Origin of the sequence: Hongsoonwoonella zoysiae (genome assembly GCF_013266695.1) — a bacterium.
GTDB lineage: Bacteria > Pseudomonadota > Alphaproteobacteria > Rhizobiales > Stappiaceae > Hongsoonwoonella > Hongsoonwoonella zoysiae.
Genome location: NZ_JABRXF010000001.1, coordinates 32,236 through 57,029, shown reverse-complemented (window position 1 = coordinate 57,029; position 24,794 = coordinate 32,236). Strand labels below are relative to the sequence as shown.

At 59.9% G+C, this 24,794-nt stretch carries 23 protein-coding genes, 1 tRNA gene and 1 pseudogene; 9 read left to right on the top strand and 16 right to left on the bottom strand.

Going from position 1 to position 24,794, the window contains the following annotated elements; translation table 11 throughout:
- Positions 1-118: 118 nt before the first annotated feature.
- The gene (locus HPQ64_RS00270; RefSeq protein WP_246270211.1) at positions 119-991 is read right to left on the bottom strand and encodes a LysR substrate-binding domain-containing protein; all 873 of its coding nucleotides are present in this window, start codon (positions 989-991) and stop codon (positions 119-121) included.
- Between the two features lie 114 nt (positions 992-1,105).
- Between HPQ64_RS00270 and HPQ64_RS00265 the strand changes: the two genes are divergently transcribed.
- Together HPQ64_RS00265 and HPQ64_RS00260 are read left to right on the top strand one after the other, a co-directional pair.
- Positions 1,106-1,495 carry a tautomerase family protein gene (locus HPQ64_RS00265; protein ID WP_172886413.1) on the top strand — a complete coding sequence of 130 codons (390 nt, stop codon included), beginning with the start codon at positions 1,106-1,108 and terminating at the stop codon, positions 1,493-1,495.
- Between the two features lie 168 nt (positions 1,496-1,663).
- Positions 1,664-3,409 (top strand): adenylate/guanylate cyclase domain-containing protein, encoded by a 1,746-nt coding sequence (locus HPQ64_RS00260; protein ID WP_172886412.1) that lies wholly within the window; start codon positions 1,664-1,666, stop codon positions 3,407-3,409.
- Between the two features lie 831 nt (positions 3,410-4,240).
- Here HPQ64_RS00260 and HPQ64_RS00255 read toward each other — a convergent pair.
- The 5 genes from HPQ64_RS00255 to HPQ64_RS00235 all read right to left on the bottom strand — a co-directional run bounded on the left by HPQ64_RS00255 (position 4,241) and on the right by HPQ64_RS00235 (position 8,727).
- Positions 4,241-5,341, bottom strand: a complete 1,101-nt coding sequence (locus tag HPQ64_RS00255; protein ID WP_172886411.1) for a DUF4238 domain-containing protein — start codon at positions 5,339-5,341, stop codon at positions 4,241-4,243.
- Between the two features lie 181 nt (positions 5,342-5,522).
- Positions 5,523-6,119 (bottom strand): hypothetical protein, encoded by a 597-nt coding sequence (locus HPQ64_RS00250; RefSeq protein WP_210260031.1) that lies wholly within the window; start codon positions 6,117-6,119, stop codon positions 5,523-5,525.
- A 33-nt stretch (positions 6,120-6,152) separates the two neighbouring features.
- Positions 6,153-7,337 carry a succinyl-diaminopimelate desuccinylase gene (gene dapE / locus HPQ64_RS00245; protein ID WP_172886410.1) on the bottom strand — a complete coding sequence of 395 codons (1,185 nt, stop codon included), beginning with the start codon at positions 7,335-7,337 and terminating at the stop codon, positions 6,153-6,155.
- A 33-nt stretch (positions 7,338-7,370) separates the two neighbouring features.
- Positions 7,371-7,802 (bottom strand): DUF805 domain-containing protein, encoded by a 432-nt coding sequence (locus HPQ64_RS00240; RefSeq protein WP_172886409.1) that lies wholly within the window; start codon positions 7,800-7,802, stop codon positions 7,371-7,373.
- A 73-nt stretch (positions 7,803-7,875) separates the two neighbouring features.
- Complete coding sequence (locus HPQ64_RS00235; RefSeq protein ID WP_172886408.1) at positions 7,876-8,727, bottom strand: LysR family transcriptional regulator; 852 nt, start codon at positions 8,725-8,727, stop codon at positions 7,876-7,878.
- A gap of 110 nt (positions 8,728-8,837) precedes the next feature.
- On the opposite strand from HPQ64_RS00235, the gene HPQ64_RS00230 reads away from it, so the two are divergent.
- Complete coding sequence (locus HPQ64_RS00230; RefSeq protein ID WP_172886407.1) at positions 8,838-9,446, top strand: cysteine hydrolase family protein; 609 nt, start codon at positions 8,838-8,840, stop codon at positions 9,444-9,446.
- A gap of 57 nt (positions 9,447-9,503) precedes the next feature.
- On the opposite strand, the gene dapD is transcribed toward HPQ64_RS00230, so the two are convergent.
- Entirely contained in the window at positions 9,504-10,358 is an 855-nt protein-coding gene (gene dapD, locus HPQ64_RS00225) for a 2,3,4,5-tetrahydropyridine-2,6-dicarboxylate N-succinyltransferase (protein ID WP_172886406.1), read from the bottom strand.
- A 488-nt stretch (positions 10,359-10,846) separates the two neighbouring features.
- On the opposite strand from dapD, the gene HPQ64_RS00220 reads away from it, so the two are divergent.
- Positions 10,847-11,752, top strand: coding sequence for a DMT family transporter (locus HPQ64_RS00220; RefSeq protein ID WP_172886405.1), 906 nt, complete (start codon positions 10,847-10,849; stop codon positions 11,750-11,752).
- Here the strand turns inward: HPQ64_RS00220 and HPQ64_RS00215 are convergent.
- From HPQ64_RS00215 to rpmH, 7 genes are all read right to left on the bottom strand, one after another.
- Positions 11,736-12,515 (bottom strand): pyrimidine 5'-nucleotidase, encoded by a 780-nt coding sequence (locus tag HPQ64_RS00215; protein ID WP_425483785.1) that lies wholly within the window; start codon positions 12,513-12,515, stop codon positions 11,736-11,738. The genes HPQ64_RS00220 and HPQ64_RS00215 overlap by 17 nt on opposite strands.
- Entirely contained in the window at positions 12,512-13,399 is an 888-nt protein-coding gene (gene argB / locus HPQ64_RS00210) for an acetylglutamate kinase (protein WP_172886404.1), read from the bottom strand. Before argB ends, HPQ64_RS00215 begins: the two co-directional genes overlap by 4 nt.
- A 117-nt stretch (positions 13,400-13,516) precedes the next feature.
- Entirely contained in the window at positions 13,517-14,173 is a 657-nt protein-coding gene (gene yihA / locus HPQ64_RS00205; protein ID WP_172886403.1) for a ribosome biogenesis GTP-binding protein YihA/YsxC, read from the bottom strand.
- A gap of 56 nt (positions 14,174-14,229) precedes the next feature.
- Positions 14,230-14,877, bottom strand: coding sequence for a CatB-related O-acetyltransferase (locus tag HPQ64_RS00200; protein WP_172886402.1), 648 nt, complete (start codon positions 14,875-14,877; stop codon positions 14,230-14,232).
- Between the two features lie 167 nt (positions 14,878-15,044).
- Positions 15,045-16,853, bottom strand: coding sequence for a membrane protein insertase YidC (yidC, locus tag HPQ64_RS00195; RefSeq protein ID WP_172886401.1), 1,809 nt, complete (start codon positions 16,851-16,853; stop codon positions 15,045-15,047).
- A 32-nt stretch (positions 16,854-16,885) separates the two neighbouring features.
- Complete coding sequence (gene rnpA, locus HPQ64_RS00190; RefSeq protein ID WP_210260030.1) at positions 16,886-17,317, bottom strand: ribonuclease P protein component; 432 nt, start codon at positions 17,315-17,317, stop codon at positions 16,886-16,888.
- Between the two features lie 39 nt (positions 17,318-17,356).
- Entirely contained in the window at positions 17,357-17,491 is a 135-nt protein-coding gene (rpmH, locus tag HPQ64_RS00185) for a 50S ribosomal protein L34 (RefSeq protein WP_160776617.1), read from the bottom strand.
- 335 nt (positions 17,492-17,826) lie between these two features.
- Here rpmH and HPQ64_RS00180 point away from each other — a divergent pair, with 335 nt between their 5' ends.
- From HPQ64_RS00180 to HPQ64_RS00160, 5 genes are all read left to right on the top strand, one after another.
- Positions 17,827-18,648, top strand: a complete 822-nt coding sequence (locus HPQ64_RS00180) for a DUF547 domain-containing protein (protein ID WP_172886400.1) — start codon at positions 17,827-17,829, stop codon at positions 18,646-18,648.
- Between the two features lie 37 nt (positions 18,649-18,685).
- Positions 18,686-19,471, top strand: a complete 786-nt coding sequence (locus tag HPQ64_RS00175) for a TVP38/TMEM64 family protein (RefSeq protein WP_172886399.1) — start codon at positions 18,686-18,688, stop codon at positions 19,469-19,471.
- A 62-nt stretch (positions 19,472-19,533) separates the two neighbouring features.
- Positions 19,534-20,961, top strand: a complete 1,428-nt coding sequence (locus HPQ64_RS00170) for a dihydrolipoyl dehydrogenase family protein (RefSeq protein WP_172886398.1) — start codon at positions 19,534-19,536, stop codon at positions 20,959-20,961.
- A gap of 49 nt (positions 20,962-21,010) precedes the next feature.
- Positions 21,011-22,546, top strand: a complete 1,536-nt coding sequence (locus HPQ64_RS00165; RefSeq protein ID WP_343035883.1) for a sensor histidine kinase — start codon at positions 21,011-21,013, stop codon at positions 22,544-22,546.
- A gap of 197 nt (positions 22,547-22,743) precedes the next feature.
- Positions 22,744-22,820 (top strand) — tRNA-Arg (locus HPQ64_RS00160).
- 387 nt (positions 22,821-23,207) lie between these two features.
- On the opposite strand, the pseudogene HPQ64_RS00155 reads toward HPQ64_RS00160, so the two are convergent.
- Positions 23,208-23,596 (bottom strand): annotated as a pseudogene (locus tag HPQ64_RS00155) (IS110 family transposase); the annotation flags it as partial.
- 85 nt (positions 23,597-23,681) lie between these two features.
- Entirely contained in the window at positions 23,682-24,599 is a 918-nt protein-coding gene (locus HPQ64_RS00150; protein WP_172886397.1) for a lipase family protein, read from the bottom strand.
- Positions 24,600-24,794 lie beyond the last annotated feature (195 nt).

Here is a 24,794-nt window from a genome sequence, read left to right as displayed (position 1 = left end):
GATTTCGCGGGATATGCTCTAGCGTTCTTTATCGTTGCGTTAAGAATGCAGGGGAGGGCGCAAGTATCAAGTCGTAATGAAACGTATGGGATGCGTCTCGAGCCAACTTTGAATCCGCTTACCGGTAGGCGACGGCCTCGCGGATAAGCTTCGTCAGTTCCCCGACCTGCGGACCGGCCTTGCCGCCCTTCCCATGTATCGCAAGCTCTATGCTACCAAGCTCCGGCAGTCCCGCTTCGCGCGCATCGATGAGGGAAAGCCCGGGCGGCTTTCCCTCCAGCGTTCGTGCCGTAACCCCGAGCCCGGCTGAAACCGCTGCCCACAGGCCGGAAAGGCTCGGGCTTGCGAATACGTGCCGCCAGGCGATTTTCTCACGCTCCAGTGCGGCGATCGCCGCCCTTCGGAACATGCAGGGTTCGTCGAAGGCGACCAGCGGAAAAGGCTCCGCCACGTCGCAGGCGTAGCTTGCGGGGCCGATCCAGACGACCTGCCGTTCCTGCAGCACTTCCGCCCGCGCGTTGCCGAGCCTGCCCCATGTCAGCGCAAGGTCGAGCGTGCCGGTGTCAACGGCCTCGACGAGATGCGTCCCACGGTCCACCCGTGCCTCGACGCGGGTTTTCGGGTGCGCGCGCTGAAACCGCGCCAGAAGGTCGGGCAGCCACGTCTCGGCGAAATCCTGGGGAATGCCGATCCTCACCCAGCCTTCGAGCGCCGAAAGCCCGCTGAGCGCCGTGCGCGCCTCGTCGTTCAGGTCCAGCATGCGCCTTGCATAGCCAAGCAGAATTTCGCCCGCCTCTGTCAGGGCAAGGCCGCGTCCCTTCTTCTCAAACAGCGTCTGGCCCACCTGTTCCTCAAGCTTGCGAAGCTGCAGACTGACGGCGGAGGGCGAGCGGCCGACCCGCTCCGCCGCCCTGGCGAAACTGCCAAGTTCGATCCCTGCGACGAAGGTCCGCAGCACATCCATGTCAAGATTGACGGGTGACTCAACCATTTAGTTATTCCAAATTATCAATTTTGGATTACGCGATTTTCAAAATAATCATGCGAAAGCACTATGCCTCCCGTCAAGCGACAAATCACAAGCAGCAAACCGGGAGATCGTCTCATGCCCTTCGTTCACATCCGCGTCGCCGGCCCCAGGCTCTCGCCCGATCAGGTCCGGGAACTGCAGCGCGAGGCCACCGCCCTCATGGCCGGCATCATGCGCAAGAAGCAGGAGCTGACCTCCGTTCTGGTCGAAGGTGCGGAAATCTCCGGCTGGGCAATCGGGGGTGCTGCCGTCCCCGTCGCCGCTCATCTGGACGTGAAGGTCACACAAGGAACGAACACGGAGGAGGAAAAGGCCCGCTTCGTCAGGGCGGCGAACGATCTTCTGAAAAGCGTGCTCGGCTCACAGCTTCCCCTTGCCACCTATGTGGTCGTCCACGAAATTCCCTCCACCGCATGGGGGTATGATGGTCTTACACAAGAAGCGCGGAAGGTAGCTGCGGCTTGAGCTTGAAGGCGCGCGAGCTGAAAATTTTTTGGCTCATATCAGCCGCGTTGCCGCGCGGAAGCGTCGGCATATCCGCCGTTCGCGCATCTCCAGGCAGTTCGGACCGATAAACGACAGCGTGGATTCTCTACTCCGTGGTGTTAATCTTCGGGGCGAAGGAGATGAGACGTGGAGCGCAGGCTTGTCGCCGTTCTGGCCGCCGACGTCGTGGGGTACACGGCCCTGATGGGCGCTGACGAGGCCGGTACGCTCGCGCGCCTCACCAGCCTGCGTGAAGGCTTCCTCGAGCCTTTGATCGACGAGCACCACGGCCGCATCGTCAAGCTCATGGGCGACGGGCTTCTGGTGGAGTTCGCCAGTGTGGTGGATGCGGTTGCCTGCGCCATGCTCTGGCAGGACGGCGTGGCGGAACGGGAGACTGAGGCCGAGGAATTCAGGCGTCTGCGGTTCCGCATCGGCATCAACCTGGGCGACGTGATCGTCGAGGGCGGCGATATCCATGGCGAAGGCGTCAACGTCGCCGCGCGTCTGGAAGCCATGGCCGAGCCCGGCGGCATTTGCATATCCGGCGATGCTTTCCGCCAGATGCGGGGCAGGGTCGAGGCGACGGTTGAGGATCTGGGCGAGTGCGACCTCAAGAACGTCGCCGAGCCGATCCGGGTTTATCGCATCGCGACCGCTGCCGGCGGTGCTGCGCCGGCCGCGGGCGAAGCTTCGGATGCATGGCCGAAACCCGCGATCGCGGTTCTGCCCTTCGCCAATATGTCCGGCGATCCCGAGCAGGAATACTTCTCCGACGGCATCACCGAAGACATCATCACCGCGCTTTCCCATTGGCGCTCCTTTCCGGTGATCGCCCGCAACTCAAGCTTCTCCTACAAGGGCCTGAACGTGCGGGTGCAGAAGATCGCCCAGGAGCTGGGCGCGAGGTATTTGCTGGAAGGCAGCGTGCGCAAGGCCGGTGCGCAGGTGCGCATCACCGCCCAGCTCATCGATGCCAAGAGCGGCCATCACGTCTGGGCCGAACATTACGACCGCCAGCTGGAAGATATCTTCGAGGTCCAGGATGAAATCACCAACCGGATCGCGGCGGTGATCATGCCGGAGCTGGAGCATTTCGAGCATCGCCGCTCCCGGGCCAAGCCGACGCACGATCTCAGCGCCTGGGATTATTACCTAAAGGGCCTGGACGCCTTCTACAATGAGACCTGCGAAGGTACCGCCGAAGCGATCGCCATGTTCGAGGCGGCGACAAATCTGGACCCCGCGTATTGCGACGCCTGGGCAAGGCTTGGCTGGTGCCACGTGCGGCTCATCATGTTCGACTGCGTGGAAGACCGCCAGGCGAGCCTGGCACGCGGATTGGACGCGGCGCGCAAGGCCGTCGCGCTTGATGACAGCTCGGCCCTTGCTCACATGAGCCTGGGTGCCGTGCACATCTGGACCGAGGAAACGGACCTCGGGCTGGCCGAGGCGCAAATAGCGCTGCAACTCAACCCCAATTTCGCCCATGCGGCCATGGCGGTGGGCAATCGCCTTGACCTTGTCGGTCGCGGCGCGGAGGGCATACAGCAGATGGAACGGGGCCTCGCTCTCAACCCGCGCGATCCCGTCCGCTGGCGTTACATGGCCTATCTCGCGCGTGCCTACATCAGCCATGGCGAACCGCAGATCGCCGCCGACTGGGCACGCCAGGCCGTCTTCTTGCGGCCCGACCTGCCGGAGGCCCAGTTTCGCTATGCGATTTGCCTTGCCCATCTCGATCGCGTGGAGGATGCGCGCGCCGCGCTTGAGCGTTGCAGCGCCCTGGACCCGGACTTCGTGGCGAGAAAGGCCAACTGGCGCCCCTATGCGGACGATGACAGAAACCGGCATCTGCTGAGCGGCCTTCGCCGGCACGGGTTGCTGCCGTAAGCGTAGCGACCGGGCAAATCCGTCGTCTTCGCCCCGCCGCCGGGCCGATAGCGACCGCATCCTTGGCGAAACTCCGCAAGCGCGGAAACTGGCAGCCTGCGTTTCTTATTCCCTGCGTCACCCCGCCTCAGCCGTTGTCTCACCCGTTGCCGTCGCCCCATCCTCAGCCGCCACCCCGCGTCCGAGCTGCTGTCCGGTTAAGACTTCGCCTAAGCGGTAAACGTCTTGAGAAACCTGCCAAATTGAACCTTTCCCGGAACCGGACATGGTTTGCGCAGGTCGGCCGCTTCGTTCCCCGGTTGCCCGGCACTGGGAACCGGCAGTGTCCATGCCTACTCCCCAGCGTCATCCCGCCTCTGCCGCTGGCTTACCTGCTGTCGTCGCCCCACCCTCAGTCGTCACCCCGGGCTTGACCCGGGGCCTAATCCACCTCGCCAGATACGACGAGATATCGGCAGTTTCCCGACAACTGCCTACTGCAACCAATGCGGCCCTCACTTGCGGAAACCTCATTGGACCCCCGATATTCGCCGCACTCTCAGTGTCATCCCGCCTCCGAGCGGGAACCAATCCACCTCGCCAATTACGACGAAATATCGGGAGATTTCCGGCATCCCCCTCTGAAATCTGCATCGTCCCCGCATGTTGCACGGTGACTGGGGGCCGGGTCCATGCCCGGGCGAAGACCCGGGTACTGGCGTGACGGCAGGGCGGGGAGACGCTGTGCAAGGAGCCGCTCGAAGTCTTCCTCGCCGGACTACGGCGCTATCGCATGGGGTTACGGCGGCAAAACGCTAGAAGTTGGGAAGGGAGCGTGATCGGCTTCAAGAACTAAACTCGAATCTTCCGCCAAGTTGGGCTATCAAAACTACTAGGTACCGCTGTCATGCGACGCCGGTACCCCTCGGCAGTGTCATTGGTGAAGACATAGCGCCTATTCCGAAGTTTTAAAAAAGAAGGCCATTTTTGCGGCACTGGCCTGACCGATTTTACGTGGACAAGTATGTCCCCGTCATCAGGTATGTCTTGCTTAGGTATAACAGCGTATCGGGTGTGAGTATCTGTGCTATAGTCACGAATTGCTGTGTTTAGTTCGAAGGGTTCTGTTGGTCTAAATTTTTTGTCATTATGTGCAATAGACTTGACATAATCCTTCGAGTCCAAATCACCGAAGTATAGATTTGCCGCGCAGTTCAGAACCTGCTGATGGTTGCATGCGTCGACGTCTAGCGGGTTCGATAGATCAATCCAACCGCTAGAATGTTCGGCCCTATAAACATCTCCGTCAAACAGGATGGCCAGCAATGTGGGTGATAGAGGTAAAAATAGAATGATACCTGCATTGTAGATGCCGAAGCCACTATGCTTAGCATATCGGCGGCTCTGATGCCATCTATTTGCAATTATAGCTGGGTCATCAGAAGTAATAAATGGAGTAGTAGTGGTATTTCTAACGATTCTAACTTTTAGATCATCTACAGATTCCATTGTTTCTGCGAAAATTTGCATAGCTATGATTACGCTATCTCTTATTGCATCTTTCATCGGCGGGTGTTGGAAGCTTGCTCCACCAATAGATGACACTGCAAAAGTCATCTCCGCTGAGCGACGCGCGGCGGCTTCCGTCCGTAGATGCTGCAGATAGGCGAAGCGCCTGAGGGCTACTTGGTGAAATTCGTCAATCGATGCATCTGGCTCATGCAATGATGATACGCATTTGGCGTAACCCCTCTCGACTGATTGTATGGCTTCTTCAAGTTTCTGGTTGCGTCCGTAAAAGTAGTCTTGTGAGCATTGTTTCTTTACAGAGGCATTGAATATTATTCGCATGTTATCTAGGTTAAAAAGATGAATGGCACGCCCTTCTCTGTTAATACTAAAAGGTTTGAAATGAGATTTTGGAACAAAATGCTGATTTTTATTATTTGCCATTTGAAAGAACTTTCAATTTAAGCTGATGAAGCTGATTTTTGATGGTGTTTTCGGTGTAGTAATGCTTGGACATGTGGGGCAGAATTATAATTATTAAATATTATTATAAGTTGTTATAGGGCATACAAATTATGTGGCTTCGTGTAAAGTCTGCCACCATACTCAAATCGCATCTCCCCCTCTAAAACCCCGTCAGTCGCGTTATCGCAGTCCCAATCACCAAACTGATCAGGAAATCGAGCATGACGATGCCGATGGCAAGGCCGACCGTGGCGTCGAGAGCGATGCGCGCCACCATGTAGCGGTAGCGGATGACGATCAGCATGGCGACGAAGCTCAAAAGCAGCATCGCAGACGCCGAGATGATGCCTATCGCATATAAAAGCGCCGGGATCGTATAAGGGATGACGGCGATCAGCGTCGTCCAGTTGCGCGCGACGATGAAGGGCACATAGGCCTGGCCCAGGTTCAGCGGGCGCGCCAGGAAAGCCAGCAGCACGGGCAGGATCACCCAGTCGAGGCCGAAGCCGATGGACTGCGAGAGGAGGTAGACCGCGTCATTGAATTCACCCGCCGGCAATTCGGGATTGGTGAGGATCAACTTGCGTTCCGCCAGAATAGCGATCAGGAACGGCGGCACCAGCAAAACAATGACGAGGAACGACCGCCAGAAGCCGGAAAGGCTGAGGTCGAAGCCCCGCATGCTTTCCGCCCGGCCCAGGAACAGGCCCCAGGAGGCGGAAAGCGACCGCTTTATTTCATCGCCCTGCAGCAGCATCCGCGCGTCGCTTGCCTTTCCTTCATTTGGGCCTTACCGGGCCGGAAAATAGCCTTCGAGGAACCTTCGGTAGATATTTGCAAGCCGGTCGAGATCGGCAACCGCCACACGCTCGTCCACCTGGTGCATGGTCTTGCCCACTAGGCCGAATTCCACCACGGGGCAGTAATTCTTGATAAAGCGCGCGTCCGACGTGCCGCCCCCGGTCGAAAGTTCCGGCTCCCGGCCGGTTTCCGTTCGGATCGCCGATGAAAGCATGTTTATCAGCGCGTCGTCGCGGGTCAGGAAGCTGTCGCTGCCGTCGCGCGAGAATTCGACCTTCCAGTCGAGCCCTTCGGGCGCGGCATCGTTCAGCGTTTCGCTCACCCGCGCTTTCAGCGTCTCGAGCGACCATTGGTCGTTGAAGCGGATGTTGAAGCGCGCGAAGGCGCTTGCCGGGATGATGTTGCTGGCCGGATTGCCGACATCGACCGTGGTCACCTCAAGGTTCGAGGGCTGGAACCGCTCGTTGCCGTCATCCAGATGCAGCGCATCGAGTGCGGTAAGCAGGCTCACGAGGCCGGGTATCGGGTTTTTCGCGAGATGCGGATAGGCGACATGGCCCTGTGTGCCCGTCACGGTGATTTCGCCGGTCAGCGAGCCGCGCCGGCCAACCTTGATCGCGTCGCCGAGCTTTTCCGGGTTGGTCGGCTCGCCGACGATGCAGGCGTCGAACCTGTGGCCCTGAGCTATCGCCCATTCCAGCAGCTTCACGGTGCCGTTCACCGCCGGGCCTTCCTCGTCGCCGGTAATCAGAAACGAGATCGTGCCGCCGAAATCCGCCCCCCGCGCGGCTCCCCTATCGGCAACGAACTCCAGCGCGGCGGCGGCGAAAGCGGCGACGCCGCCCTTCATGTCCGCCGTGCCCCGGCCGATCATCTCGCCGTCGCGGATTTCGCCTGAAAACGGAGGGGCGCTCCACTTCGCCTCGTCTCCGGGCGGCACGACGTCCGTATGGCCTGCGAAAACGAAATGGGGGTGGTCGGAGCCGATTGTCGCGAAAAGGTTTTCCACGTCCGGCGTGCCTTCGTCTGAAAAGACGGGCCGGGAGACGGTAAAACCCGCCTCGCTCAAGGTTTTGTCGAGGAAGGCGAGCGCGCCACCTTCCTCAGGCGTGACGGAGGGGCAGCGGATCAGCTCGCGGCAAAGCCGTGCGGCGGTGGAAAGCGTTTCGGACATCGGCGTTGAAAGCCTCGGCTGCGGAGTGTTCGATCAGGTCTTGCCGGGCCTTTGCCAGCGCGAATTTGCATAAGGGCCGTAACGGTTCGGCCTGTCTTCGCCGGGGATCAGCCCGAGCGCGATTATAAACAGCACATTGATGATGGGGAGAAACACCAGAATGGCGAGCAGCCCCGTCAGCCCCCGGTCCTGCAGCCGCTTGATGACGAGCGCCAGTTCCACCCATTGCACGGCGAAAAGCAGGATGGGGATAAGCGCGTTCGATTCCACGAAATCGGCAAGCGCCAGTTCCTCTATCCCGCCCGAAAAGTCGATCGTGCGGATCCAGATGTTGAAGGGAATGCCCATCAGCGCCCAGACGAGGGCAAAGCCCAACCAGTAGGGTTCGCGTGAGACGCGGCCGATCGGGTTGAAGAGGAGCCAGAGCACGCTGGGCGGGCCGGGGTGCGGTTGAGGTTGGGACATGGCCGGTCTTTATCACTCGGAGCGGTCGGGGGTAAAGCTGTCTCAGCCGAAGTAGGCACGGCGCGAATGCCGATCAAGCGCCTTTACCGGCTGACTTTTCGAATTGTGCCAGCTTTCTTGGAATTTCTTTCGCCAGCCAGTCGAGCACGCATCTCACTGTCGCGCGGGACTTGAGGTCCTCATGCACGACCAGCCAGAGCGGGCGGGTGACGGATATCGCAGGCTCGGCGGGCTCAAGCTCGCGGTGGGCCGCGATCGTCGCCAGCGGCAGCATGGCCGCGCCTAGCCCCGCGCCTGCGGCCTGGGCGATGCCTTGAAGCGAACTTATCCTCGCAATGGGCTCGCCATCGTAGACTTCCCGGATTTTCCGGATTTCGGGAAGGTCGTCGAGATCGCGCTCATAGGCGATGAAATGCTCCGGCTCTGTCTCCCGACGGGCTGCAAGTGCGAATTCGACCTCTCCGATCTTGCGGGCGGCGAGCTTTCCCCGCTCGGGGCGGGCGAGGCGGATCCCAATATCCGCTTCTCTAAGGGCAAGGCTTGCCGTCTCGTTGGAAGGCACAAGCTCCAGCGTGATGTCCGGGTGGCGGGCGACGAACTCCGGCAGGAGGGGGGCGATCAGCGTGTCGATCACGAAGGAGACGCTGCTGACGCGCACAAGGCCGCGAAGGAATTCAGAATCACCTTTTTGACCCATCAGGGAATTTTCCATCGCGAGTGCGGAATTGACCACGACGCTCCCTTTCGCGGTGGGTGTCAGGCGGCGGTTCCGGCGGGTAAACAACGTTGCGCCCGCGCGTTCCTCCGCTGCCGCAAGACGCCGCGAAACCGTGGTTTCATTGACGTTCAGCGCCTTCGCGGCGGCGGAAAGCGTGCCTTTCCGCGAAATCAGCAACACCAGATTATAGTCGTCCCATGTCAACATACCTGCATATTTGCAGGGTTACTCCGCAATATCGAGAGGTTTATTTGCGAATTTGCAGGATTATCATCGGAGCAGGATCTGAAAATCTGCGGGAAGTGGAGCCTAAGCACATGATATCAAATGAGAATTCAGAGCCGAAAACCCTTCTGGATATGGCGAGCAAGGGCACCTGGGTCCGCCCGGAAAGCGGTGTCGCGGTTATCATCATCGATGCTCAGGGCGAGTATCTCGATGGCAAGTTGCCGCTCTCCAGCATTGAAAAATCTCTGAATGAAATCAGAAAGTTAAGAGATTTCGCGGTATCCGAAGGCTGGCCTGTGGTCCACATTCGCCATGTCGGTCAGCCGGGCGGTCTCTTCGATATCGAAGGCCCGGGCGGTGCCTTTCTGGATGTCGCGGAACCTCGCGAGGGCGAAGCGGTGGTAGACAAGCGCCTGCCGAATTCCTTCGCCGGCACGGAACTCAATAAGCTATTGAAGGAGAAAGAAATTTCTACGCTCATCGTCGCCGGTTTCATGACGCATATGTGCGTTTCGGCGACCGTGCGCTCCGCCCTCGACCACGGATATGCCTCGGCGGTGATCGCCGATGCCTGCGCCACCCGTCCGCTTCCAAGCTACGACGGCGGCGCCGTGTCGGCGGAAGATCTGCACCGCGCCGCCCTTGCCGGCCTGGGGGATCGCTTCGCGCATATCCTGCCGAATGTTTCAAGTCTCTGATATCAAATAAAAAAGGCCGCACCGGATGGCGCGGCCTTCGAACCCGAAATCGGGTAATCAGTCCCGCAGCAGGTCGTTGATCGACGTTTTGCTGCGCGTCTTTTCGTCCACCCGCTTCACAATCACCGCGCAATAAAGGTTCGGCCCCGGCGTTCCGTCCGGCAGAGGCTTGCCCGGCAGCGAGCCCGACACGACGACGGAATAGGGCGGAACCTCGCCCATGAAGACCTCGCCCGTCGTGCGGTCGACGATCTTGGTCGACGCGCCGATGAAAACGCCCATGGAAATCACGGAGCCTTCGCCCACCTTCACGCCCTCGACGATTTCCGAGCGCGCGCCGATGAAACAATTGTCCTCGATGATGACGGGGCCGGCCTGGAGCGGTTCAAGCACGCCGCCGATGCCGACACCGCCGGAAAGATGCACGTTCTTGCCGATCTGCGCGCAGGAGCCGACCGTCACCCAGGTGTCGACCATGGTGCCTTCATCCACATAGGCGCCGAGGTTCACGAAGGACGGCATCAGGATGGCGTTCTTGCCGATGAAGGCGGAGCGGCGGACGATGCTGCCCGGAACGGCGCGAAAGCCCGCATCCTCGAATTCCGAGGCGCTCCAGCTGTCGAATTTCGAAGGCACCTTGTCCCACCAGACGGCCTGGCCCGGCCCGCCCTTGATGACTTCCATCGGGTTCAGCCGGAAAGACAGGAGCACGGCCTTCTTCGCCCACTGGTTCACCACCCATTCGCCGCCCTTCTTTTCCGCCACGCGCAAGCGTCCGCGGTCGAGAAGATCGAGCGTCGTCTCCACGGACTTGCGGATTTCGCCGGTCGTGCGGGTGTTGACGGAATCACGGTTCTCGAAAGCGTCGTCGATTACGGCCTCGAGCTTGGCAAGGTCGACTTGGTTGGTCATGGGCAGGCGTTCCCGTCAATGTGGCGGTTGAAATTGTGCGGACTAGGTCATGGACCCATAAATAAGGTTGGAATGGCGCTAAAACGGCAAAGAGATGCAAGGAGAAGCGCGCGGGGCGGGTCGGCCACCCGATCAAGCGGTTCGACGAAGCAGATCAAAGCCGTTTGCGCGTCCTCTTAGGATATGGCGGATTTGCCCGGCAACGTCGTTGTAAGCCTTTGAAAACCGGACGGTTTCCTGCAGGCGCGCGCCTCGTATCCGAACAAATCCGCTCATACCATTTCAATCTTACTTATGGGTCCATGACCTAAGCCGGACCGGTGAAATGTGTCAACCGGACAATACGCCATTGCGCGGCAGCGGGCGTAATTTCACCCCGTTGCGCAGAGAGCCGCCTTTCGGTTGTTGCATAAGTTTGCACTGACCGGCTATCGAGAAGCTCAGCCCTTCCGCCTCGAACGGTTCCATTCCAAACACAGGCCCGCCAGATGGATCTCTGGATCCCGATCACGATCGCCGCCGCCTTTTGCCAGAACCTCAGGTCCGCGCTGCAAAAACACCTGAAGGGAAAGCTCGGCACAACCGGCGCGACTTTCATCCGCTTCGGCTACGGCTTTCCTTTCGCGCTCGTCTATCTGGCCGGGCTGAATCTCGTGGCGGGTTACCCGTTACCGTCCCCGAATATGGATTTCATCATCGGCGGAGCAATCGGCGGCATTTGTCAGATAATCGCGACGTTTCTGCTCGTTTATCTGTTTTCCTTTCGCAATTTCGCGGTCGGAACGGCCTATTCGAAGACCGAGCCGGTGCAGGCGGCGGTCTTCGGGCTCCTGATCCTGGGGGAAACCGTCACGCCGGCCGGGGTGCTGGCGATCATCGTCGGTGTTGCGGGCGTTATTCTGATTTCCGTTGCGCAAGCGCCGTTGAACGCGCGGAATGTGGTTTCCTCGCTTGCCGGAAAGCCTGCGTTCTTCGGCCTGGCATCGGCGGCGTTCTTCGGTATTTCGGCGGTGAGCTACAGGGCAGCGTCGCTATCTCTCGGCGGGCCGAATTTCCTGATGCAGGCCGCATTCACGCTTGCCTATGTCACCGTTTTCCAGACGATCGTCATGGCACTTTGGATGCGCTGGCGCGAGCCGGAACAACTGGCGGCAAGTGGCGCGAACTGGCGGGCGGCCATTATCGTCGGCCTTTTCGGCGTACTCGGTTCCGCCGGCTGGTTCACCGCGATGACCTTGCAGAAGGTGGCCTATGTTCGCTCGCTCGGGCAGATCGAGCTGGTCTTCACTTTCCTGTCGTCCTGGCTCGTTTTTCGGGAGCGGATCGTCTTTCAGGAAATCGTTGGCTGTGTGCTGATCGTGCTTGCTATCCTGATCATCATGCTGGTGGCTTGATGCTCTTGTCGGGCGTGGCCCCGAGTGCGCCCAGGATAGCTTGCAGAAAGCCGGCCAGGTGATCCGTTACGAAATCGACGTGGGGCGCATCGCCGCCCTCCATTTCCCATGCCTCGCGGAAAACCTCGCGTGTGCCCTGCGGGACGACCAGAACTGTGCGCATGCCGAGCCGATGCGGCACCGCCAGATTGCGCGAGAGATCTTCGAACATGGCCGAGCGGGCCGGTGAAACGCCGGTCTTTTTCAGGAAAAGGTCGTAGGTTTCCCTGTTCGGTTTCGGCAGCAGGCCCGCGGCAACGATATCGAAGATGTCTTCGAACTCATCGGTCACGCCGAGGCTTGCAGCCGTGCGTTCGGCATGCGGACGGTCGCCGTTGGTGAAGATGAACTTTCGTCCCGGCAATGCGGCGATCGCCTTGCCAAGCTCCGGGTCCGGCGTTACCGGCGAATAATCTATGTCGTGGACGTAATTCAGGAACTCGTCCGCATCGATCCTGTGTTCTTCCATCAGGCCGCGCAATGTGGTGCCGTAATCCCGGTAAAGCTCTTTCTGCTTGCGCCGGGCATCTTCCTTGGCGATGCCGAGAAGCTTGGAGACGTAAGTCGATATGCGTTCGTCGATCTGCGAAAACAGGTTCACATGCGCCGGGTAAAGCGTGTTGTCGAGATCGAAAATCCAGGCCTCAACGCCCTTGAATGTGCGCAGGTCGGAAAGATGCGCATGCCGGCCTTCGCCGGCGATGGGGGCGATTTCGTCGTTCACGGGCGGATCAGCGTTCCCGCGCCATGTTCGGTGAAAAGCTCCAGAAGCACCGCATGGGCAACCTTGCCGTTCAGGATGACGACGCCTTCCACGCCGCGCGACAGCGCCTCGATGCAGGTTTCCACCTTTGGGATCATTCCGCCGGAAATCGTACCGTCCTCGATCAGTTCCTGGGCCTGCGAGACCGTGAGTTCCTTGATGAGCTTGCCATCCTTGCCGAGCACGCCCGGAACGTCGGTCAGGAAGAGGAGGCGTTTGGCGTTGAGCGCGCCGGCAATGGCGCCCGCGAAGGTGTCGGCGTTGATGTTGTAGGTTTCGCCGTCCCGTCCCGGCGCGACGGGTGCGACGACCGGAATGAGCTCCTCTTTCATGACGAGCTTCAAAACCGTCGGATTGATCTCCGTGGGCTCTCCGACGAAGCCGAGATCGAGAATCTGCTCGATCGCGGAATTCGGGTCGCGCACGCGCCGGTGAAGTTTTTCGGCGGTGACCAGGTTGCCGTCCTTGCCGCAAAGGCCGACCGCGCGGCCGCCTTCCGTATTGATAAGGTTGACAATTTCCTTGTTGATCGAACCTGCCAGCACCATCTCGACGACTTCGACGGTGGCCTTGTCGGTCACGCGCAAGCCGCCCTTGAACTCGCTCTCGATGCCAAGGCGTTTGAGCATGGAGCCGATCTGCGGGCCGCCGCCATGCACGACTACGGGCATGACGCCCGACTGGCGCAGCAACGTGATGTCCCGCGCGAACGCCTGGCCCAGCTCCGGATCGCCCATGGCGTGCCCGCCGTATTTCACGACGACCACCTGATCGTCGTAGCGCAGCATGTAAGGCAGCGCTTGCGAAATCACGTGAGCGGAATTATGCGGATCGTTCGTGGGCATGGCTACTCTGGTTACTGGCCCGTGGCCGGACTTGAGAATAACAGGATCAGGCGCTTTGCCTGATGACGCAAGTGGATCTACGCTTCGCTCTATAGCCGGTTTGGGCGGCGCGCTCAATCAACCGCCGAGGATCGCGACAAGGCGGGCGACTTCCGCCTTGAGTTCGGCAATGCCCCAGCCTTTTTCAGACGAGGTCGCCAGAATGACCGGATGTGCGGCGGGCCGCCTGGCGATTTTCCTGGCCGTTTCCTCCTTGAGCCGCGCAACGGCGGGCGGCTTGATCTTGTCAGCCTTGGTAAGAACGATCTGGTAGTTCACCGCCGCCTTGTCGAGCGTGGTCATTGCGTCCTCGTCGTTCTTCTTGATGCCGTGGCGCGCATCGATGAGAAGAAAGACACGGGCCAAGCTCGGCCGCCCCTTGAGATAGGCGAAGACAAGCTCCGTCCATGCATCGACCATGCCCTTCGGCGCTTCGGCATAGCCGTAGCCCGGCATGTCCGTTATCGCGAGCGTGGCTTCCGGCGGCGCGAAGAAATTGAGCATTTGCGTGCGCCCGGGCGTGTTGGATGTGCGCGCAAGCCCCTTTCTCCCGGTGAGTGCGTTGATCAGGCTCGACTTGCCGACGTTGGAACGTCCCGCAAAGGCTATTTCGATCGGGCCTGTCGGCGGCAGCTGGCCGATCTCGGCCGTGCTGGTGACGAAGTCCCAGGGTTTGGCGAACAGCAGGCGGCCTGCTTCGATATCGGTTTCGGTGTAGTCGAGTTCGTCTTCCATAGTTCGCCTTTTATCGGCACGCGGGGTGCGCGTCGAGCGCCTTCCGCTTGTCGGCCTCAGCCTTCCTTCGCCGCCCGTTCGAGCATGGCGAGATCCGCGCCGCGAATCGCATCCATGTGCCTCGTGATCTTGCCGACGGGCCAGTTCCACCAGGCGATTTTGAGGAGCGTTTCGACAATCTCGAGGGGAAAGCGGTAGCGGACGATGCGCGCCGGATTGCCGGCGACAACGGCAAAGGCCGGCACATTGCCCGCAACAACGCTGCAGGCGCCGATAATCGCACCATCGCCGATCGAGACACCCGGCAGGACCGTCGCGTCGCGGCCGATCCACACGTCGTTCCCAACATGCGTGTCGCCCCGATATCCTTCCGCGTATGTCGCCGGGTCGAAGCCTTCGGCCCAATCCTCGCTGAAGATGTTGAACGGGAAGGTCGAAAAACCGGACGTCACATGATTGGCACCGTTCATGATGAAATGGCAGCCTGTGGCAAGCGCGCAGAACCGGCCGATGACCAGACGGTCTCCTACGAAATCGAAATGGTAGAGCACATTGCGGCTCTCGAAATCCGCCGCGTGGTCGGGGTCGTGATAATAGGTGTAGTCGCCGACGATGATTGTCGGCTTTGTGATGACGGTCTTCAGAAAAACGGTATGGGATTCGCCGTTGAGTGGATGGCGATTTTCCGGATCGGGACCGGGCATGGGTTCTCCAATGAGCCTTTTATTCTGAAACGCTGGTTGCGGCTATCTGCATCCAGCCGCTGTTCGCGAGGGAAAGTTCCCTCAGGCTCAGTGGATCATCGTCCCGGTTCTCCGGTTTTGTTGTCCAGAGGCGGCTACAAGAGCCGCCTCCAGATTCTTCAAGTCGGTCAGCTCTTGTCCTCGACCGGGGCCTTCTTCTTGAAGGTCGATCGCAGATTGTCCCAAAGCTCCACTTTCACGCCCTGCCTGCGCATGATGACGTATTGCTGCGCGATCGAGAGCGAGTTGTTCCAGGCCCAGTAGATCACGAGACCTGCAGGGAAGGATGCCAGCATGAAGGTGAAGATGACCGGCATCCAGGTGAAGATCATCTGTTGCGTCGGGTCGGTCGGCGCGGGGTTCATCTTCATCTGGACGAACATCGTGATGCCCATGATGAGCGGCCAGATGCCGAGCATCAAAAACTGTGGCGGGTCCCAGGGTATTGCGCCGAACAGGTTGAACAGGGACGTCGGATCGGGGGCAGACAGATCCTGGATCCAGCCGAAGAACGGCGCATGGCGCATTTCGATCGTGACGAAGAGCACCTTGTAGAGCGAGAAGAAAACCGGGATCTGGATCACGATCGGCAGGCAGCCGGCCAGCGGGTTGATCTTCTCTTTCTTGTAGAGCTCCATCAGCGCTTGTTGCTGCTTTTGCTTGTCGTCCTTGTACTTGTCACGGATTTCGGTCATCTGCGGCTGCACGAGCTTCATCTTGCTCATGGAGACGTAAGACTTGTTGGCAAGCGGGAAGAAGATGAGCTTCACCATGACCGTGACGAGCAGGATGGCAACGCCGAAGTTTCCGACCAGCTTGAAGAGCCAGTCGATGACGAAGAACATCGGCTTCGTCAGGAAGTAGAACCAGCCCCAATCGATCAGCAGGTTGAGCTGCTTCACGCCGACGCTTTCCTCATAAGCATCGAGCAGGGTCTTCTCCTTGGCGCCGGCAAAGAGATTCGATGACGTCTCGCCGCTCGCGCCGGGGGCCACTTCAATCGCATCGCCCAGATAGTCCGTCTGGAAGTTGTCCGCCCCCTGGACGTAGGAAAAGCGCGGCTGGAACGAGGAACCGGGCGTGGGGATAAGCGTCGCCGCCCAATATTTGTCGGTGATGCCGAGCCAGCCCTGATCCACACGCTCGGGCCGGATGTCGCCGTCGTCCTGAAGGTCCTTGTAATCGACCTCGCGCAGCCCCTCCTCGCCGAATACGCCGATGAGACCTTCGTGGAGAATGTAAAAGCCGGTGGTTTTCGGTGTGCCGTGCCGGGAGAGAAGGCCGTAGGGGTAAAGGGTGACAGCTTCTTGCGAGCTGTTTTGCACCGACTGGGCAACGGAGAACATGTAGTTCTCGTCGATTGAGATCGTGCGTGTGAAAACGAGGCCCTCACCGTTGTCCCACGTGAGCGTGACCGGCGAAGAGGGTGTAAGCTTCACGCCTTCGGGCGCGCTCCAGACGGTATCCGGGCCGGGCAGGGAAACGCTCGCGCCCTGGTCGGCGACCCAACCGTAATCGGCGTAATATGGACGTGGCGAGCCCTTGGGCGAGAAAAGGACGATTGTCGGGCTCTGCGGATCCACGGTCTCGTGGTAGTCCTTGAGGCGCAGATCGTCGATCCGTCCGCCAGTGAGGTTGATGGAACCGGACACGCGAGGCGTGTCGACCTCGACGCGGGGGGTCGCGGCGAGCGCGGCGTCGCGATTGACAGCCGCCGCCGCGCCTTCGCCCGCGCTGGGTGCCGAGGCCTGACCGCCGCTGGCGCCGGGTGCCGGGGCCTGTGCGACGCTCTGGGTCTGCGCGGCCTGTTCCTCGGCCTGCTGCTGTGCAATCTGGCGCTCGCGTTCGATGCGGGGCTGAGCGACGAAATACTGCCATCCCAAAAGGACGATCAACGACAACACGATTGCGAGGATGGTGTTCCGGTTTTCAGCCATCGGTCTCGTTCATCCTTTCGAACGGCGCTGAATCAATGAATGGAATTTCGTTCGGAGGCGGTCTTCGGCCTTTTGCGGCTTCCGGATCGGTTCGCATCGGCCCGCGTGCGCGGGTTTTTCAACGCGGCGGCCAATTCGTCGACCATGACCTTAAAGTCCGCCTCGAGCGCACCCTGACGCCCGATAAGGACATAGTCGATACCCGGCCGCGCGCAATGGGCCACTTCGCGTATCGCCGCCCTCAAGCGGCGCTTGACCCGGTTGCGCACAACGGCGTTGCCCACCTTTTTCGTCACGGTAAAGCCAACCCGCGCTCTCCCGGCCTGCCGGTTCTGCGCCGCATCCCGCTCGATCGCCTGTAGCACAAAAGCGCGCCGAGCCAGCCTGCCGCCCTTGGCGACGGCAAGAAACTCGGAGCGCTTTTTCAGTACCGGCAACGCGGCTTTCGCGGGATCGCCATTCACGAGCTATCCCTCCGCGCAAAATAGATCGAGCTGGCCTGCTCAGGCCGAGAGCTTCTTGCGGCCCTTGGCGCGGCGGCGCGCCAGCACCTGACGGCCGTTCTTGGTCGCCATGCGCGCGCGAAAACCATGGCGGCGCTTCCGGACGAGACGGCTCGGCTGATATGTACGCTTCATTGTTCGATCCCCGCGCTCCGAGCGCGGCCCTTATTGCGAATTGTCCTGCTTGGAAAGCGTCCGTGCACCGGTGGCGCCCGGCCCCGATTGGAAGCCCGACGGACGGCAAGTCCCGATCGTGCGCGCTTATACGGGTGGCGGAAGGCGAAGTCAATGCGCTGCAAGCCGCAGGCCTCTGGCCGAGGCTTTCACGGGCGCTTGAGTGAATCGCAAACCTCAATCAATTCAGGGTGAAGCGCCGGATTTTCGTTCCGTCATTTCCTAGATTGCCCGCATATCAATGCTCTTTCCCGCAGGGGTGAGGCAGTAAACCTACAGGCATCCGGAGCCGAAGCATGAACGGACCGTCCGCAAGTAACAACGGCCACGCGGCAAGGGCGAAACTTTCCCGGCGCGGCTTCATCGCGGGCGTCGCGGCTGGCGGATTTGCACTGGCGGTGCCAGCTCGCGCCCTGGCGGGCGCCGATGACAGCGCCTGGACGTCGCTTCTTGAGCGATACGTCGTCTCGTCGGAAGATGGCATCAACCGGGTGCGCTACGCCGCCTTCAAGCGTGAGGCCTACGGCGAACTTTCCGCTTATTTGCGGGAAATGCAGCGGGTGAGGGCTTCCTCGCTCGGGCGTGCGGATCAATTCGCCTTTTGGGTCAACCTCTATAACGCGGAAACCGTGCGGGTGGTGCTTGAGCATTATCCGGTGCGCTCGATTCGCGACATAGACCTGGGTGGTGGGTTGTTCACCAGCGGCCCCTGGAGGAAGAAGCTGCTCGTCGTGGAAGGGCGTCAGCTTTCGCTCGACGATATCGAGCATGAAATCCTTCGCAAGGATTTCGGCGACAAGCGGGTGCATTACGCGGTCAATTGCGCATCGATCGGCTGTCCCAACCTGCAGCGCCAGGCCTTCGCCGGCTCGAGGCTGGATGCGATGCTGGATGCCGGCGCGACCGGCTATATCAATCATCCGCGTGGCGTGAACGTGGCAAACGGGCGAATTACGGCGTCGAAGATCTACAGCTGGTTTTCCGAAGACTTTGGTGGCAAACCGGACCTGATCGGCCATTGGCGCAACTATGCTCGCTCCGAACTCGCTTCGAAGCTCGACGAGACGCAGCGCATTTCCGACTATGTTTACGATTGGGGCCTTAACGATGCAGGTTGAACGCGGCCGCACTGCGAAGCCCCGCGCGGAGGAGCATATGATCGACCCGTCCGACCTGCCATCGCGGGAGGGCATCTGGCCGAAGTTCAGGCGGTGGGCGCCGATCTGTGCGATCGTCCTGCTGATGGCCGTGGGATTTCAGCAGGGCTGGCACGAGCATCTGACGCTTTCCAACCTCATACGCGAACGCGCCCGGCTGGTCGGCATGGTAGAGGGCAATCTGACGGTTGCGATGCTCACATACATGGCGGTCTATGTCGCTGCGGTCGCACTTTCCTTTCCCGGCGCGTCGTTCCTGACGATACTGGGTGGCTTCCTGTTCGGGTGGCTGGCAGCAGGCACGATAACGGCGGTTGCAGCCACCATCGGCGCCTGCCTTATCTTCCTCGCCGCGCGCAGTTCGCTGGGGAATGCGCTGAAAGACAAGGCCGGCCCGTTCGTCAACCGCCTTTCCGACGGATTTCGCGAGGACGCATTTCACTATCTTCTGTTCCTCCGGCTGACGCCGATTTTTCCGTTCTGGCTCGTGAATATCGCGCCGGCGCTGTTTCGCGTTGCATTGCCGACTTATGTGGGTGCGACATTCTTCGGCATCCTGCCAGGCACCTACGCCTATTCCTTTGTTGGCGCCGGTCTCGATAGCGTGATCGAAGCGCAGGAAGCCGCCAACCCGGGATGTGGCGCAGCAGGAACATGCCGGATCGATGTGTCCGCGCTGGTGACCAAGGAACTCGTGCTGGCCTTCGCCGCACTCGGCATCGTCTCGCTCATTCCGGTTGCCCTCAAGAAATGGCGAGCCGCGAAAAAGGCCCGAAAAGATTAGACACACATGCGCTGGCCGCGAACATCTGACTTGAGGTCGGGTTCATACCGAAGGGAGACTGCATGGCACGGGTTCTGACACCCGATATCTGCGTGATCGGAGCCGGGTCTGGCGGACTGACCGTTGCGGCAGCGGCGGCTGCCTTCGGCGTCGACGTCGTTCTCATCGAAAAGGGAAGGATGGGAGGCGATTGCCTGAATTTCGGCTGCGTTCCCTCCAAGGCATTGATTGCTTCCGCGCGCCGCGCGCAGAACGCCAGGACAGGCTCGCAACTCGGTGTGAGTACGGACGGCGTGAACGTGGACTTTGCCCGCGTGCACGAACACGTTCATTCCGTCATAGCGGCGATCGCCCCGCATGATTCGGTGGAGAGATTCGAGGGGCTCGGTGTTACCGTTATCCAGGAAACGGGGAAGTTCCTTTCGAACGATACGGTGCAGGCGGGCGAGACGACGGTCAAGGCCCGCCGTTTCGTTATAGCGGCAGGGTCGCGCGCCGCCATTCCGCCGATACCCGGACTGGCCGAAGTTCCTTATCTCACGAACGAAACGATCTTCGATCTCACAGACTGTCCGCAACATCTGATCGTGATCGGCGCGGGCCCGATCGGCCTGGAGCTTTCACAGGCGCATCGCCGCCTCGGGGCCGAAGTCACCATTGTGGAAGCGGATCGCGCGCTTGCGCGCGAAGACCCCGCGGCTGCGGCTCTGGTTGTCGAAAAACTGCGCGGTGAAGGCATCGATCTTCTTGAAAACGCGGCCGTCAAGCGGGTTTCGGGTGCTCAAGGCGATGTTCGTATCATCGTCGAAGGAGACGGCGGAGAGCGCGAAATAAGAGGCTCGCATTTGCTGGTGGCGACCGGCCGCAAGCCGAACACCGATACGCTTTCCCTGGAAAACGCAGGAATTGCGTATGAGCGAAGCGGGATCACCGTCGACAAGGGATTGCGGACATCGAACCGCAAGGTATTCGCGATAGGCGACATTGCGGGGGGGCTTCAGTTCACCCATGTCGCGGGATACCAGGCGGGCCTTGTCATTCGCTCGATCCTGTTTCGCCTGCCCGTTGCCTATGATCCTGACATCATCCCGCTGGTCACCTACACCGATCCGGAAATCGCGCATATCGGCCTGGATGAGGAGGAGGCGCGAAAGCGCTACGGCAACAAGGTGAAGGTGCTGAAAGCGGAATTTTCACAAAACGACCGTGCGCAAACCTCCCGTTCGACGGAAGGGTTCGTGAAACTCGTCGTGGGTGCGCGAGGTAGGCTGTTGGGGGCGGGTGCCGTGGGCCCCTCGGCCGGGGAGATCATGAACCTCCTGTCGCTTGCCGTCGGCCGCAAGATGAAAGTCGGTCATCTTGCCGGCATGGTCTCGCCCTATCCCTCTCTCAGCGAAGCCGTGAAGCGGGCCGCGATATCCTATTATTCGCAAGCGCCTAGCAACCCCTGGATTCGGCGCGTGATAGGCTTTCTTGCCAAGTTCGGTTAAACTGGACCAGCTCGCGGCGGGTATTTGAACACCTTGGAGACGGCAGAACGTGAACGATGGCGAGGCCAATGCAAGGTCTATGAAGAGCGGAGATCAACCGGTACAGGAAACGCCCGAAGATACGATGCGGCCCACGCCGGAGGAAAAGAGGCGGAACTGGGCGGGGCTTTCGGGAAAGCTCCTTATTCTGACGATCCTGTTCGTGATGTTGAGCGAGGTGATGATCTATGTCCCGTCCATCGCGAATTTCCGCAATAACTGGCTTAACGAACGCCTGACGACGGCAGGCGTTGCGGCGTCGGTTCTGACCGAAACGAACACGCTCGCCCCCCGGCTGCAGGAAGAACTGCTGCGCGCGACCGGTGCGGTGGCCATCTCGCTCGATGAGGGCGACCGCCGCCGCTTGATCGCGCGAAGCGATGCTCAGCTTGAGATCGACAGCACCGCGGATATGAGCGTGATGTCGCCGCCGCGCGCCATCGGGGAAAGCTTCGAAATTCTGCTCGGCGACGGCAGCGGTCTGATGCGCGTTATCGGGCGCAGCCAGATGGGCTCCGGCGAGCGGGTGGACATGGTTCTGCCCGAAAAGCTGCTTCGCGACGACATGCTTGCGTTTTCCGTGCGCATCCTGGGCCTGTCGCTCTTCATTTCCGCGATCACCGCGACGCTCGTCTATTTCTCGCTGCGCTGGCTTTTCCTCAGACCGATGCAGCGCCTGACGCGTTCGATGGCCCGGTTTGCCGAGGCGCCAGACGATGCGTCGCGCATCATCGTGCCGTCCGGCCGAAAGGATGAACTGGGCGATGCCGAAACCCGCCTCGAGGCGATGCAGCGCGCGCTCAAGGATACGCTCAACCAGCAACAGCATCTTGCTGATCTTGGACTTGCCGTTTCCAAGATCAATCATGACCTGAGAAACCTGCTTGCCTCCGCGCAGCTTTTTTCCGAAAGGCTCGAGGCGAGCCCCGATCCGACCGCCAAGCGAATCGCGCCGAAAATCATCGCGGCGCTCGACAGGGCAATCGGCTACACGCAGTCGGTGCTTGCCTACGGCAGTACGCGCGAAGCGCCACCCCAGCGCAGGCTGGTGCGCTTGAGACGCGTTGTCGACGATGTCGGCGACGTCCTGGGCCTGACGGGGCATGAAACCATAAACTTTGAAAATTTGATCGCCGAAGAGATCGAGATCGATGCCGATCCGGATCAGATGTTCAGAGTCTTGATGAACCTTTCACGTAACGCCATGCAGGCTCTGGAAGCCAAAAGCGATCCGGCGCTCGTCTGCCGCATAGCGATCGAGGCTGAGCGCGAGGGTGGGGTGGTTTCGATTACCGTCAGCGATACCGGGCCCGGCATTCCCGAAAGAGTGAAATCATCGCTGTTCCGCCCTTTCCAGGCTTCGACAAAACGCGGTGGGACGGGCCTTGGTCTGGCAATAGCCTCCGAGCTTGTGCGCGCTCACGGCGGTGCAATCCGACTGGTGGAAACGAATGGTCCCGGCACCACATTCGAGATCGTCGTGCCCGACCGTGCGGTGGACCTGAAGCACTGGCGCAGGAGGGCGCAGCGGCAGCGGGCTTCGTGATCGCATGCACTCGTGGCGAAGCGCCCGTGAAGCTTTTCAACAGGTTGGACGATTGGAGAAAAATTCGACAAGACGGCCTTGCATTCGCTGAAATAGCGGAGTAGAGGTAGCGCCCTGTTCGGGAGCGTTTCGAGCGCGAAACGCAGCAACATCAAGCTTGTCGCTTCGCAGTGAGCTTGAATTGTACCGATAGATAAGCACCGGTAGCTCAGCTGGATAGAGCACCAGACTACGAATCTGGGGGTCGGGAGTTCGAATCTTCCCCGGTGCGCCATAATTTTCAATAACTTAGCTGATATCGGAGTTTTATGTTTTTTGATGGCGTCCAAATGGCGTCCACGCGTAATTCAACTGTCGGCTACCAGAAGCAATTTAGAGATAGCTTGGAAAGTAGCCTCACTGGCAAAATGTTCCAGTCGTACAGCGGCGACCCAGACACAGCCAAAGAACAGCGGCGCGAAATCCGCAGCGCTTTCAGGATGTGAAGCAAGGCATTCCCCAATCAAGAAGCCGCTTGGGCCATCTCAAGAAGCAAATACTGTGGATGATGCTCGTCGAAGACGGCACGCGTGAGCTTTAGGAAGTTCACCACACTCGGATTGCAGACTAAGCCGAACTTCGCCAGATGCGCCCGCAGGGCGTTCGCCACCATCGTGCGCTAACGCACTACGAGGGCCCGGGTCCGGTGAACCATGAGGATGCTTTGTTGCTCCGGTGTCTTGACCGGAACAAAGCGCATGGTCGGCCGCTGAACGGCTTCGCGGATCGCTTCGGCATCCGCAGCATCGTTCTTGCCCCGCTTCACGTTAGGCTTGACGTAGGCTGGTGGCATCAGCTTCACCTCATGCCCGAGTGCCGCCAGGGCTCGCGCCCAATGATGCGCCGTCGCGCAGGCTTCCATGCCGATCTGGCAACTCGGAAGCCTGGAGGAGAAGCCGGTCACCTGCTTCCTCAGCTGCCTCTTCGCCACGACCACGGTCCCGTCATCGGCGATGCCATGAACTTGAAAACGCTCTTGGCCAGATCGAGCCCAATCGTTGTAACCTTCATGCGGACGCTCCTTCCTCGGTGGTTCCGATCATCAACGACCACCTTAAGGCACGTCGATGCCGGTGCAGGGGGGACGTCCACCCCATCAAGATCCCTTGTAGGGCACCTGATGGGCGCCCTTTCGGACCTTTCCCTGAATGTTCTTCAAATAGAGTTCCATGCTGTGGTCCTTGAGATGCACTCGTCCCAAGTTGCGCCAAAACTCGCCGACCGAAAGGCGATCCGCATCATGCGCATCCAGGAAAACATAGTCTTGGCCCTTCTCCAGGATCAGTTCGGGACCGACGTGGCCATATCGTATCGCTAACCCTGCTGGTGGGATCATCGGAATAGGGTCATTTGGTCGGACAACGCGGGTGATCTTGCGAAGGCTCGGATTTGCTCGCCAGTACAGACTGTCGCTTTTGTCCTTAGTCACCTTCGGCTGACCGAACGTGACCAGACGTTCGACCATGTAACCGTCCTTGTAGAGGTAATTTGTTAGTATGAGAGCGATCGCTCCGCCCAGGGAGTGGCCTGTCACTCGGATTTCGTAGTCATTATTGAGGTGTGGTTTGACATCGTTGAAAACCTTCAGCGAGTCATTCTGGAAGCCTCGATGCAGCCAGAACCCTAGAAAGCTGTCTTTCACCAGAAGAATCTCGGCGTCCTCCCAGATATTGGGTTTATTGGCTGTTCCCCGGATTGTGATGGTCTGGGTCCTGTTTCGTGGATCGGTTTCCAGGAAGTACAGAACATCGATGTCGCTGATGGTCTTGACGAGCGTGGTATCCGGAAACTTGCGTTTGATATTCTCCGGCGAGGTATAGGATGCCCGCGAACGCAGCGCGAAATATTCAAGTTCGCGGAAGTCGATTTTTTTTGGCGCGACTTGCGTCAGCGAGCGCTGCATGTCCATTGGCAGGATGCCCGCACAACCAGGCATCAACACCAGAGAGAAAACCACAACAAAGCGTGCCAATAACCTCAGGGAAAGATAAGAGGACAGATTTCGGATTTCCATGAAGGGTATCCTCTTCAAATCCGCCAGACTGTTACGCGAACACTAGCACGAACTTGACGTCCGGAACGCTGGCGAGTTTTGCGATTGCGAATGGCGCAGCCGCAGCGGATGGAATCAATCATGCTCCGCCTGCGAGTAAAATCGTCCACCTTTTTCCCGAAAGAGCGCCTCTTGTAGCCTTCCGGCACTAGCTCT